The following is a 13,590-nucleotide window of genomic DNA, read 5'->3' on the forward strand; positions in this document are numbered from 1 at the left end:
AAGGTGTAGAGAACCTGCAGGCGACCTTGCGCGCGTGTGCCGATCTTGAGCAGCAGGCGGCACGGTTGAAGCAGTTGGTGGGGAGTTTCAGGATCTAAGGTGCCCACACCGGCCCTTTCGCTGGCAAGCCAGCTCCCACAATGTTTTGCAGCGGACACAATTTTTGTGTACGACGCAAAACCCTGTGGGAGCTGGCTTGCCAGCGATGGCAGCCTCAGCACTAACGAAATACTAGAATCGTGAACCCGGTCTGGAGAGAAACGCCAACTCCTCAGGCGTAGACTCCCTTCCCAACACCGCATTGCGATGCGGAAACCGACCAAACTGCGCGATCACTTTCTGATGCTTCTGGGCGTAGTCCAGGTAATCGGCAAACAGCGCCTGGTCACTTTCCGGCTGTTGCGCCACCAACTCGATGTACCGCGAGACACCTTCGTTCTGCACCGCGAGGTTTTCGCTGTGCTCGAACACCAGATAGATGAACACCCGCTGGATCGGCGGCAATTGCCGATCGAAGTCCGCCGCAATGCCTTGGGCAACGAGTTGCTGTGCCCGGGAATCGCCGGAAAACGCTTTGGGAGAATCGCGAAAGATCATTCGCGGCAGTTGATCGAGCAACAGCACCAGGGCCAGCCAACCTTCGGGACGTTGCGTCCACTCGGTCAATCCACCGGTCAATGCCTGCTCGACCCAGTCCCCGAAACGCTCGCGCGCTTCGAGGTCCTGGCTGTCACGCTTGCCGAACCACAACTTGCCCTTCTGTGCCGCCACTTGCTTGGCTGATTCAGACGTTCCGAACCACCATTCGAGCAACGGCTGCCAGGGCGCAGTCATGATTTACTCCTTGTGGTAAGCCGTGACGCGGGCCACTTCTTCTTTCGAACCGAGGAACACCGCTACGCGCTGGTGCAGGCCTTCCGGCTGAATGTCGAGGATGCGCTGGTGACCGTCGGTGGAGGCGCCGCCCGCTTGTTCCACGAGGAACGACATCGGGTTGGCTTCGTACATCAGGCGCAGCTTGCCCGGCTTCGACGGCTCGCGGCTGTCACGCGGGTACATGAACAGACCGCCACGGGTCAGGATGCGATGCACATCGGCAACCATCGCGGCCACCCAGCGCATGTTGTAGTTCTTTTTCAGCGGGCCTTCATCGCCTGCCAGCAATTCGCCGACGTAGCGCTGCACCGGTGCTTCCCAGTGACGCTGGTTGGAGGCGTTGATGGCAAATTCCTGGGTGGCTTCCGGAATGGTGATGTTTTCGTGAGTCAGTACGAAGCTGCCCATTTCACGGTCCAGGGTGAAGCCTTTGACGCCGTCGCCCAGGGTCAGGATCAGCATGGTCTGGGGACCGTAGATCGCGTAACCGGCGGCCACTTGCTGGGTACCTGGCTGCAGGAAGGCTTTTTCGTTCAGGGGTTCGTTCTGGCTCAGGTATTCGTTCGGGCAACGCAGTACCGAGAAGATCGTGCCGACCGGGGCGTTGATGTCGATGTTCGACGAGCCGTCCAGTGGGTCGAAGACCAGCAGGTATGCGCCTTTCGGGTATTTGCCCGGGATCTGGTAGGCGTTGTCCATTTCTTCGGACGCCATGCCGGCCAGGTGACCGCCCCATTCATTGGCCTCGAGCAGGATCTCGTTGGAGATCACGTCGAGCTTTTTCTGCACTTCGCCCTGGACGTTTTCAGTGCCCATGCTGCCCAGAACGCCGCCGAGGGCGCCTTTGGACACGGCGTGGTTGATTTCCTTGCAAGCACGCGCCACCACTTCGATCAGGAAGCGCAGATCGGCAGGAGTGTTGTTGCTACGGGTCTGCTCAATCAAATAGCGACTCAAGGTAACGCGGGACATGGAAGGCTCCGGAGGAATGGGGGGGCTAAAAACCCGCGCAGTTTAACGCGAGTCGGGGCGCATTTCCTCCTATCAGACGTGATCGGCTGAAGAGAGTTCATGCTCCGGGTTTAGCGTAGTAGGAAACGGCTCAGATATGAGGCGTCGACGGGCGCCAATTTCGATATTCATGCAGGAGCCCGCCTGCTCGCGATCGGGTGCCAAGCAACCGGTTTCAGGGCTTGACCGGTGGTTTGCGCAACAGGCTGAACGCCATCGCCGCCAGGAACAATACGCTGAGCAACAGCACCGCCCACAGGCCGAATTTCTTCCAGTCGGTGCCCACCACTGCCGGCCCTGGCGTAGCCGAAGGCGTAACCACAACCCCGGCATCCACCGCTGCCTTGCCCAATGTCGCCAGTTTCGCCGCGTTGAAGTCCGGTATCAGGGTCGACAATGGCAGGTTTGCCGCCTTCACCGTCGAGTTGCCCAGCGCCAGCGTATAAGGCCCCGGCCCTCGCGCCAGAAAGACCAGATGCGTCGCCCGCACGGCGAACTTTATTACCGGCACCTGCGCCCCCAATCCACCGCCGCGCTCGTCCACGGTCAGCTTCAATTGCTGCACGGTCTGCCCCGACAATTGCAACTGATCCTGAACCACATCCTGACTGCCCTGGGTCAGGCGATAAAGCAGACCGTTGCTCAGAGGTTGCCACGGCAGGCTACCATCGCGACGACCGGACAACGTGACCGGCGCCAGACTGTTGGCCTGGCTCAGTTCGACCTGCACTCGCTCGACGCTGACGCTCATCGGCAATTGCCAGGTGTACTCGCCGGCCTTCACGCTGGTGCCGGCCAACGCTTGCGACCAGACCAACGGCAACGGCAGACTGCGGCTGCTTTGCAGTTGCGCCGACGTCAGGGTCGGCGCCAATTGCGGTGCCTCCCACAGCAATCGCAAGTAGCGCGCCGACTGCCCGGGCAGAGCGACTTCGTGTTGCTCGACTCGCTCATCGGCAAAAGTCAGCCGCGCGACCTGCCCTTCTCCCCATGACTGCCAATGCTGCAAATCGTCACTGGCCTCGATGGTAAAACGCTGGAAGCCATCGCGCTCGCTGGTCCAGTCAAGAACCAACTGCTGCAACGGCGCCTTGATGGCACTGGCGTCGAGCAGCCAGCCGCGCAACGCTTCCTCGCCCGCCTCCAACTGAGTGGAGGGCTGCACTTCGACCAACGCGCCGTTGGCAGTCGATTGCACGCGCACGCTCGGCGCATGCTCGGTGGCGTCTACCGAGTTGTACAGCGGGAACCATTTGACGTCGGTCAGCGTGCGGCCGTCTTCAGCTTGCGGGGTGGCCCGCGCCAGCGCGTAGGCCTGTGGTTCGCCATTGGCATTGAACACGCGCACATCGCTCAGGTCGGTTTGCCGGGCATTCAGTTGCACGGTCAAGGGCAGCTCAAGTCGATACCACGGCCCCTCACCGCTGACGGACAACGGCACTTGTGTGGTGAAGTCTGCGAGTTTTTCCTGGGCGCCAGCCGAGAGCGCCATCCCCATGGCTACCACGCCCAACCAGCACAGGTTCAGCTTCTGACTCAAGACGACACTCCTCCAGTTTGCGGGGCCGGTTTCTCGGCATCCTCCGCAGCCTCGGCACGCTTGGGCGGCAACGGGGCAAAGTAGCCCACCACCAGCAGCAACACGCCAACGCCAATAAACGACACGATCCGCGCCAGCCCGCCACGGTTACTCAATTCGACAAAGAACAGTTTCGCCACTACCACGCCGATCAGCGCCGCGCCGATCAGCCAGACTTCACGGCGATGCCGCAAATGGCCGCCGATCATCAGACTCAGAGCGATCATCGTCCAAATGATCGACAGACCGGCCTGCACCCGCATGGATTCAAGCAACGCATCGAGCTGGAACGGCACCCCGCCCCAATGGTGGGCCGCACGCATCACCAGTGCAGTAAAGAACACGAACAACGAGACGCCAGCGATCAGCTGTGTGGCGCGGGCGACGTAGTCCTTGTTGAACTGCAGTTGCGTCAGCGCGTTGCGTGACCAGACGTAAACGCCGAACAGCGCAAACAACAAACCCAGCTCCAGCGGATTGATCAGCGGTACGTAGGGCAGCGGCTCAGCCATGCCGTCACTGACAGCGTTGGCCAACCAGAACCAGCCGAGCATCAACAAGGCCAAGGGCGCGGCGGCATACACACGGTATTCGCGCGCATGGTCCGACATCGGCCACGGCCACTGTCGGGGCGCGGCCACCAGCACCAGATACAGGCTTGGCAGAATCGCCCAACCCAACCAGCGCCAGGCGTTGTACTGCTCGGACAGCAGCAAAAGTCCGTAACGCAATTCCAGGGCCAGTACGCCGATCAGCAGCCAGCAACCGAGCACATGGGCGAGACTGAGCACCCGCGCTGCCAGCATCGGAGCCAGGCGACGCAGCGAAATGAAATGCACAACGAACAATGCCGTCCACGCCAGCCACCCAAAATTGGCCGCCGGGTGATAACGCGAATGCCACGCGGCGAGCAAAACCACACCGGCAGCCGGGATCAGCAACGTGCAAAGCAAACCCAGTGACGTCCAATTCAGACGCAAGGCCAACACAGCCCACAACGTTGCGCTCAATAGTGCGACCGCCAGCAGCAACGTCACTTGCAGTTCAAGCGGGGCAAACCGCAGCACCTCGCTGACCCATGCCAGCGACCACCAACCCGCGCCCCAAATCAGCGACGCCTGAGACAAACGTTGCAGAGTCAGCCCATCAAACACCGTGACGGCGTTGCCGGTTTGCAAGCGCCAGGCCCCGACCAGCCCTGTCAGGCCCAGTAGCAGCGGCGTCCAGAACCCGCCGTGGGCCAAGGGGCGCAAGTCCTCATAGAACGAGGGCGCGGCGACCAGGAACAACATGCCCCCAAGCCACTGAACGGCCATGGCGGTGAACACAAACGTGCGCGACGGCAGACGCAGGCCGACAAACAACGTGATCAACCCGGCCAGCGCCCAACTGATCGTCGTGCCTTCGGCGAAGAAAAACAGCGGCGCCAGCAGATAGATGAACGACAGGCCAAGACAGGCCAACAGCGGTACGCCTTTGCGTTCCCACGGTGAAGTCTGCCCGGGCAGTGCTTTATGCAATGAGTAGAAACTGAACAACAGCGCGACGCCAAGCAACAGCGCGCCCAAGGGCGCACCTTCAAGCAGACTATTCTCACCCGCGCCCAGCTCGCTGAGAAACGTCAGTGCCGAGCCCAATTGCAGCAGTAAGGCGAATGCTCGGGCCAACGGTCGTTGCTGACGCAGACCCAGCCAGAAAATCCCGGCGCCCTCTACGGCCCATGCTGCTGTTGTCCAGCGCGCATCTAGCCCCAGTGGAATCGCCAGGCTGGTGAAAATCACACCCAGGGCAAGACAGGTTTCTGCCAGCAGCAACGTTCGGCCGCCAAACAGCAGACGGGCCAGGCCCATGTAGATGATGCCCAGCGCCAAGGCACTGAACGCGGCGGCGAATTCCAAGTGTTGCACCAAGGCGAACTGCAAGCCGAAGCCCACCAGCGGCGGACCGAATAGCAAGGTACCGTCGACATAGTCGCCCTTGCGTGCCGACCACTGCAGTAGAGCCTCACGGCCACCGCCCTCGGGCGCGTCGCCGAGCTCGAGTAACTTGCGGCGGGCGAACAGCAGACCGATGGCCAGGTACATCAGGAAGAACAGAATCAGAAACGGCTCGGTGCTCCACAACAGTTCCGGCGTGTAGGTGCGCGCACCCCAGGCGAAACCAATGCCGAAAGTGCCGACAAAGCCGATCACGTTCAGCGTTCGCCAGGCCTTGAACCAGGCGATGGCCAGGATGCCGGCATTGAGCAAGGCAAAATAGCTGAACAACGCGACGTGGCTACCGCTACCGGTAGACGCCAGGATCGGCGCGGCAAAACCGCCCAATGCCGCCGCACAGGCCAGCCCCAAGGAGTCCTGGGTGATGGCCAGAATCGCCGAAAACACGGTGACCGCCACCAGCAGCCCGAACGCCGCCGAAGGGTCGAGCAGCGGATGCAATCGCATCGCTGCAAACACCGTCAGATACAGCACCGCAACCCCGGCGCCTTGCAACATCAACGCATAATTGTTGTTACGACGCCGCAGCCACCATCCAAGGCCAAGCAGCCCCAATGCCGCCGCCGCGACACCGGCATAACGCAGCTCGATCGGCACCACCATGCCTTCAGTTGCGTAGCGCAGCAGGAACGCCAGACCGAGAAACAACAGCACCACGCCCACTCGCAGTACGGTGTTGCCACCGAACAGCCATGCTCGAGCGCCATTGATAGCGCGTTCGATGAAATTGGGGCCGCGAGGTGGGGCCGGTTGTTGCGAATCGCGAACGTCCGGCGCAGGTTTCCAGGCATCAAATGATGGTGCGGGATGGTTTACGGTGGCGGCCGCGGTGCTGAGGGGTTCGAGTTCGGGCGGAAGCTCCCAGACCAGCTCAACAGGGGGATGCGAAGCCGCTGTGCCGGGGATGGGGTCGGTTTCGCTGATGACAGGCGCAGTGACTTCGGGGGCTTTGGCGCCAGACACCTCCAACACCGCCAGCCGTTGCTCGACGGCATGCAACGCAACTTGAGCCTGCTCCAACAAAAGGCGTTGCGAGTCGGCCTGCGAAGCCAGACGGCCAACTCGAATCGCCTGGCCGATTGCCAAGCCAAGCAGCGCGCCCAGCAGTGCATCGCTGAACGACTCGTCGAGTATCCAGCCCAGCACCAGGCCAATCAGCGTCAACATCCATTGCATGGTCGATATCCTTGAGCGCAATCCAGAAAGATTAGCGTAGCCACGGCCAAAAGATCGCAGCCTTCGGCAGCTCCTGCAAAAACGCTTTAATTCGCGATTTTGCAGGAGCTGCCGAAGGCTGCGATCTTTTGCGGCGCGTCAGTATATCGATCCGACCGAAGACTTACTCCAGCGCTTTCCAGATATCCGTGGCGTACTCGCGAATCGTCCGGTCAGACGAGAACCAGCCCATCCGCGAGGTGTTCAACACCGCCGAACGCCACCACTCCTTGGAATCGTGCCAATGGGCTTCGACCCGCATCTGCGCGTTCCAGTAGGAATCGAAATCGGCGCAGACCAGGAAACGGTCGTAATCCACCAGCGAATCGATCAGCCCGCTGTACCGCGACGGATCATCCGGCGAGAACACCCCGCTACGAATCGCTTGCAGCACATCGTTGAGCCGGTGAGACGCAGCGATGTCCGGCACTGCACTGAACTCGTGGTTTTGCTTGCGCGCTTCCACCTGCTGCGCGCTGAGCCCGAAGATGAACATATGCTCGGCGCCGATGCGCTCGCACATCTCCACGTTGGCGCCGTCCAGCGTGCCGATGGTCAGCGCACCGTTGAGACCGAATTTCATGTTGCTGGTGCCCGACGCCTCGAAACCGGCGGTGGAGATCTGTTCGGACAAGTCAGCCGCCGGAATGATGCTCTCGGCGAGGCTGACGTTGTAATTGGGCAGGAACACTACTTTGAGCAAGCCACGCACGGTCGGATCGTTGTTCACCACCCGGGCGATGTCGTTGGTCAGCTTGATGATCAGCTTGGCCTGGTGATAACTGGCCGCCGCCTTACCGGCGAAGATCTTCACCCGCGGTACCCAATCGATTTCCGGCTCGGCGCGAATCGCCTGGTACAACGCCACGGTGTGCAGCAGGTTGAGCAACTGGCGCTTGTACTCGTGGATCCGTTTGACCTGCACATCGAACATCGCCGCCGGGTTGACCGCCACGCCCAGCCGTTCGTGAATGAGATACGCCAGGGCTTTTTTGCTGTGCAAACGCTGCTCGGCAAACGCCTTGCGGAACGCGGTTTTTTCGGCGAACGGCTCAAGATCGAGCAATCGCGCTTCGGGGTTATCCAGCAGATCCGGGCCGAGTGCATCGACCAGCATCGAGGTCAGCTCGGAGTTGGCCTGATAAAGCCAGCGGCGGAAGGTAATGCCGTTGGTTTTGTTGTTGATCCGCTCCGGGTAGAGCTTGTGCAGCTCGGAGAACACCGTTTTGCGCATCAGTTGCGTGTGCAAACCGGACACGCCATTGACGCTGTGGGAGCCCAGGAACGCCAGATTGCCCATGCGTACCCGGCGGCCATTGTCTTCTTCGATCAGCGACACCGCGCGCAGCACGTCGAAATCGTGAATGCCTTTGGCGCGCAACGAATCGATGTGCTGGGCATTGATCAGGTAAATGATCTGCATGTGACGTGGCAGCATGCGCTCCATCAACCCCACCGGCCAGGTTTCCAGCGCTTCGGGCAGCAGCGTGTGATTGGTGTAGGACAGCGTGTCGACCGTAACCTGCCAGGCGGCATCCCAGGCCACGTCGTAGACGTCGACCAATTGGCGCATCAGCTCGGCAACGGCAATCGATGGGTGCGTGTCATTGAGCTGGATCGCCGCATGATCCCCCAGGGTCAGTACCGAGGTGTGCATGTTGCGATGGCGACGCAGCAAGTCCTGCAATGATGCCGCGACAAAGAAGTATTCCTGACGCAGACGCAGTTCCTGGCCGGCTTCGGTGCTGTCCGCCGGATACAGCACGCGGGAGATACTCTCGGCGCGGGCCACTTCGGCCACTGCGCCAAGGTGGTCACCGGCGTTGAAACGCTCAAGGTGCAAGTCTTCCATGGCCCGTGCGCGCCACAGTCGCAGGGTGTTCACGCTCGCTCCTCGCCAGCCGACCACGGGTGTGTCGTAGGCAATGGCCCGCACGGTTTCCGCCGGGTGCCAGACTTGCTTGGACTTGCCACTTTCATCGGTCACGGTCTCGACGCTGCCACCAAAACCGATCGGATATACCACCTCCGGACGCTCGAACTCCCAAGGGTTGCCGAAATCCAGCCAGTGTTCGGTTTGCTCCTGCTGCCAGCCGTCGACAATCGCCTGACGGAACAGGCCGTGTTCATAGCGAATGCCGTAGCCATGACCGGCGATGCCCAGGGTCGACATGCTTTCCATGAAGCACGCCGCCAGACGACCGAGGCCCCCGTTGCCCAGCGCGGCATCGGGCTCCAGCAGGCGGATGCGCTCGAGGTCGACGCCGAGTTCGGTCAGGGCCTCGCGCGCGACGTCGAGCAGGCCAAGGTTGCTCAGGCTGTCGTAGAGCAAGCGACCGATGAGAAATTCCAGGGAGAGGTAGTAAACGCGCTTCTGACCTTTGCGATAAATCTGACGCGTGTGGTCCATCCAGTGCTCGACCATGTGATCACGCGCTGCCAGGGCAATGGCTTCGAACCAGTCGTGGTCGAAGGCGTGATCCGGGTCTTTGCCCACCGCATAGGTGAGTTTGGTCAAGACGGCGTCGCGGAATGCGGCCACCTCTGCTTCGCGAACAAGTGGTTCTTGAGTCATCGATAGGACCTCGAGCGAGCGTTGAGTTGTCTGAGCCTAGACGGTCTGACAGGTGGTAGAGGCTCTGGTTCGGCAGTTTTTCCCGCAAGTGCGAAACAGATCGGCAATACATTGTCGTGTACCGGAATCAATGCAGGGGCCGTGCCGGATTAGCGGTTCGCCGCACGCCGATGAAAAAATCTGGCGAAAGGTTGTTCAAAAATCCACCAGTCCCGGTATGATCGCGCGCCCTGATGCACACGCTGGTAACAACCGATGATGAAGCCCAACCTGATCGCCGCCGCGGAGATCGACCGACTCGATACCTGGGCAAAATATTCTGCCCCCATGTGCGGTTCGTGCATATCCAGCTGCTGCACCCTGCCGGTCGAGGTCAAGATCAAGGATCTGATCCGTATCGGCGTGGTCGATGAGTTCGAGATGGGTGATCCGCCGAAGAACATCGCCAAGCGCCTGCAAAAGGAAGGTCTGGTCGAGCGTTTTAACCAGAAGTCGGGAATCTTCACCCTCCAGCGCATGAGCAACAACGATTGCCTGTACCTGGATCGCAAGAGCCGTCTGTGCACTATTTATGAAAAGCGCCCGGATACCTGCCGCAACCACCCGAAAATCGGCCCGCGGCCAGGGTATTGCGCTTACAAGCCCAAGGAAGTGGTGCGCGAGCAGAATTCGCGGTCGATCGAGCGGTTCTGATAGTTCCTGATTTTTTTGGCGGCTGATCGGCCGCCATCGCTGGCAAGCCAGCTCCCACAGTGATTGTTGTCGTACACAAATTTCATGTACGACTCAAATCGTGTGGGAGCTGGCTTGCCAGCGATGGGGCCAGCAAAACACCACACATATCCCGGACAAACAAAAACGCCCCCGGCCTTTCGACCGGGGGCGTTTTCGTCAAGCCGGGCTAAATCTTATGCCTTGGCTTTCTTGGCAGCGCGGGTACGCTCGCTTTCGTCCAGGATCTTCTTGCGAAGACGGATGGACTTAGGCGTCACTTCACACAGCTCGTCATCCTGGATGAATTCCAGAGCCTGTTCCAGGGTGAAGCGAACAGGTGGAACCAGAGCGATGGTTTCGTCTTTACCCGAAGCACGCATGTTGTCGAGCTTCTTGCCTTTGGTTGGGTTGACACCCAGGTCGTTGTCGCGGCTGTTCTGACCAACGATCTGACCGTTGTAGATCTCCTGGCCGTGTTCTACGAACAGCTTGCCACGAGCCTGCAGGGTTTCCAGCGAGTAGGTCAGAGCCTTGCCGGTTTCAACCGAAACCAGAACGCCGTTCTGACGGCCGGACATGTGGCCCGACTTCACTGGAGCGTAACGGTCGAAGATCGAGGTCAGGATGCCAGCACCGTTGGTCAGGGTCAGGAACTGGTTACGGAAACCGATCAGACCACGAGCAGGGATGTTGTATTCCAGACGTACACGGCCCTTGCCATCCGGCACCATGTTGGTCAGGTCGCCTTTACGCAGGCCCATCTCTTCCATCACCTTGCCCTGGGATTCTTCAGGCAGGTCGATGGTGACGTTTTCGAACGGTTCGTGCTTCACGCCGTCAACCAGACGGATGATCACTTCCGGACGGCCTACAGCCATTTCGAAGCCTTCGCGACGCATGGTTTCGATCAGTACCGAGAGGTGCAGTTCGCCACGGCCGGAAACCTTGAACTTGTCAGCCGAGTCGCCTTCTTCAACGCGCAGTGCAACGTTGTACAGCAGCTCTTTGTCCAGACGTTCCTTGATGTTACGGGAAGTCACGAACTTGCCTTCTTTACCGCAGAATGGCGAGTCGTTTACCTGGAAGGTCATGGAAACGGTTGGCTCGTCAACGGTCAGCGGCTTCATCGCCTCGACGGTGTTGATGTCGCACAGAGTGTCGGAGATGAACAGCTCGTCGAAGCCGCTGATGCAGACGATGTCGCCGGCTGCTGCTTCGTCAACGTCGATGCGGTGCAGACCGTGGTGACCCATCAGCTTCAGGATACGACCGTTACGCTTCTTGCCGTCGGCGCCGATAGCAACAACCGGGGAGTTCGGCTTGATGCGACCACGAGCGATACGGCCAACACCGATAACACCCAGGAAGCTGTTGTAGTCCAGTGCGGAGATCTGCATCTGGAACGGACCGTCACGGTCAACAGCCGGCGCCGGTACGTTGTCGACGATCGACTGGTACAGCGGGGTCATGTCTTCAGCCATTTCGTTGTGGTCCAGACCGGCAATACCGTTCAGGGCCGAGGCGTAGACGACTTTGAAGTCCAGCTGTTCTTCGGTGGCACCCAGGTTGTCGAACAGATCGAAGATCTGGTCCAGAACCCAGTCCGGACGCGCGCCTGGACGGTCAACCTTGTTGATGCACACGATCGGACGCAGGCCGGCTTCGAAAGCCTTCTTGGTCACGAAACGGGTTTGCGGCATAGGGCCGTCTTGAGCGTCAACCAGCAGCAGAACGGAGTCAACCATCGACATTACGCGTTCAACTTCGCCGCCGAAGTCGGCGTGGCCCGGGGTGTCCACGATGTTGATGTGGTAGCCGTTCCAGTTGATGGCGGTGTTTTTCGCCAGAATGGTAATACCGCGCTCTTTTTCCTGGTCGTTGGAGTCCATCACGCGCTCGTCGTTGAGCTCGTTGCGCTCCAGAGTGCCGGATTGACGCAAGAGTTTGTCTACCAGGGTGGTCTTACCATGGTCAACGTGAGCAATGATGGCGATGTTGCGTAGATTTTCGATCACTTGTGTATCTCGATCAGAGGATTCGGTTTGCTGACAAGTCATGGCAGCGATTAGCAGTAGTGTCCGGCATGGCCGTTACAGCTTGACGGCGGTGTCGGGGGGCCGGTGACGCAGGCCACAGGCAAACAGCCCCGGGCACTTAGCTCGGTCGATAAACGCGCACATTGGCATGCCCCTCACTGAGCAAATGGTGGGCATGCAGGCGACTCATCACGCCTTTGTCGCAATACAGCAGGTACTGGCGAGTAGGGTCCAGTTCCTTGAAACGAGCGTTCAGTGCATAAAACGGCATCGTTTGTACCTCGATGCCAGCGAGATCCAGCGGGTCGTCTTCAGCGGCGTCCGGGTGACGGATATCGATGACGATCTGACCGGCCAGCGCTTCGCTGACTTCTTCAATTTGCAAATCCTGGCCCAATTCATCGATCACGCGATCGATCGGCACCAGTTTGGCGTTTTCGAGCGCTCGCTCGAGTACCGCCATATCGAATTCTTTCTCTTCATGCTCGACGCGATGGCGCTTGGCTGCGGTCTTCGGGTTGACCGAGATGACGCCGCAGTATTCCGGCATGTGCCGGGCGAAATCGGCGGTGCCGATTTCGTTGGCCAGATCGATGATGTCCTGCTTGTGGCTGGCGATGAGCGGTCGCAAGACGAGCTTGTCGGTCACGCAGTCGATCACGCTCAGGTTCGGCAATGTCTGGCTCGATACCTGGGAGATCGCCTCGCCGGTCACCAGCGCATCAATGTGCAGTCGATCGGCAATTTGGGACGAAGCGCGCAACATCATACGCTTCAATACTACGCCCATATGACTGTTATCGACTTTGCCGAGAATTTCTCCCAGCACTTCTTCGAACGGCACACTGACAAATAACACGCGTTGGGAGCTGCCGTACCTCTTCCAGATGAAATGCGCGACTTCCATGACGCCCAGTTCGTGGGCACGCCCGCCCAGATTAAAGAAGCAGAAGTGGGCCATCAGGCCGCGTCGCATGATCTGGTAAGCCGCAACAGTGGAATCGAAGCCACCGGACATCAGCACCAGCGTCTGCTCCAACGCGCCCAGCGGATAACCGCCGATGCCGTTGTGCTGGCTGTGGATCACAAACAACCGTTGGTCGCGAACTTCGATGCGAACTTCGATTTCAGGCTTTTTCAGGTCGATTCCGGCGGCACCACACTGACGACGCAACTGGCTGCCGACGTATTTCTCGATGTCGATCGAGCTGAACGGGTGCTTGCCCGCGCGCTTGCAACGCACCGAAAAAATCTTCCCGGCCAGCGCATCGCCGTAGTGCTGCTTGCACTTTTCAACGATGTCGTCGAAATCCCCCAGCGGGTACTCGTCGATTTGCAGGAAGTGTGCGATGCCCGGCATGCAGCTCAGACGCTCGCCCATCTCTTTCAGGGCCTTGGGGTCGCTGACGCGGGTTTCCAGCTCGAGGTTGTCCCACACGCCGTTCACCACCACGGCCGGGTCCAGATCGCGGAGCACGGCACGGATGTTCTTGGCCAATTGGCGGATGAAACGCATCCGTACCGGGCGGCTCTTGATGGTGATCTCGGGGAAGACTTTTACGATAAGTTTCATGAAAACAGCGCGCG

At 59.9% G+C, this 13,590-nt stretch carries 8 protein-coding genes; 1 reads left to right on the top strand and 7 read right to left on the bottom strand.

The annotated features are described in order from the left end of the window. Positions 1 to 231: 231 nt before the first annotated feature. The 5 genes from D8V06_RS14555 to D8V06_RS14575 form a co-directional block, all read right to left on the bottom strand. Positions 232 to 834, bottom strand: a complete 603-nt coding sequence (locus tag D8V06_RS14555; protein WP_130907170.1) for a DUF924 family protein — start codon at positions 832 to 834, stop codon at positions 232 to 234. 3 nt (positions 835 to 837) lie between these two features. Beyond that, entirely contained in the window at positions 838 to 1,848 is a 1,011-nt protein-coding gene (locus D8V06_RS14560; protein ID WP_015093094.1) for a class 1 fructose-bisphosphatase, read from the bottom strand. Between the two features lie 214 nt (positions 1,849 to 2,062). Further along, positions 2,063 to 3,427 (bottom strand): DUF3999 domain-containing protein, encoded by a 1,365-nt coding sequence (locus tag D8V06_RS14565; RefSeq protein WP_056852220.1) that lies wholly within the window; start codon positions 3,425 to 3,427, stop codon positions 2,063 to 2,065. Beyond that, complete coding sequence (locus tag D8V06_RS14570; protein ID WP_130931196.1) at positions 3,424 to 6,639, bottom strand: DUF2339 domain-containing protein; 3,216 nt, start codon at positions 6,637 to 6,639, stop codon at positions 3,424 to 3,426. The genes D8V06_RS14565 and D8V06_RS14570 overlap by 4 nt, the downstream gene beginning before the upstream one ends. A gap of 163 nt (positions 6,640 to 6,802) precedes the next feature. Beyond that, positions 6,803 to 9,253: a glycogen/starch/alpha-glucan phosphorylase gene (locus tag D8V06_RS14575; protein WP_056852218.1), complete on the bottom strand. Its 2,451-nt coding sequence runs from the start codon at positions 9,251 to 9,253 to the stop codon at positions 6,803 to 6,805. Positions 9,254 to 9,508: 255 nt separating this feature from the next. Here D8V06_RS14575 and D8V06_RS14580 point away from each other — a divergent pair, with 255 nt between their 5' ends. Further along, on the top strand, positions 9,509 to 9,946 hold the full coding sequence (locus D8V06_RS14580; protein ID WP_056852217.1) for a YkgJ family cysteine cluster protein: 438 nt from the start codon (positions 9,509 to 9,511) through the stop codon (positions 9,944 to 9,946). Positions 9,947 to 10,161: 215 nt separating this feature from the next. Here the strand turns inward: D8V06_RS14580 and typA are convergent, their stop codons facing one another. After that, positions 10,162 to 11,982: a translational GTPase TypA gene (gene typA, locus D8V06_RS14585; protein WP_130931197.1), complete on the bottom strand. Its 1,821-nt coding sequence runs from the start codon at positions 11,980 to 11,982 to the stop codon at positions 10,162 to 10,164. A 139-nt stretch (positions 11,983 to 12,121) separates the two neighbouring features. After that, the gene (gene thiI, locus D8V06_RS14590; RefSeq protein ID WP_130931198.1) at positions 12,122 to 13,576 is read right to left on the bottom strand and encodes a tRNA uracil 4-sulfurtransferase ThiI; all 1,455 of its coding nucleotides are present in this window, start codon (positions 13,574 to 13,576) and stop codon (positions 12,122 to 12,124) included. Positions 13,577 to 13,590: the final 14 nt, after the last annotated feature.

It is taken from the genome of Pseudomonas sp. Sample_24, from assembly GCF_004307605.1.
Taxonomy (GTDB): domain Bacteria; phylum Pseudomonadota; class Gammaproteobacteria; order Pseudomonadales; family Pseudomonadaceae; genus Aquipseudomonas.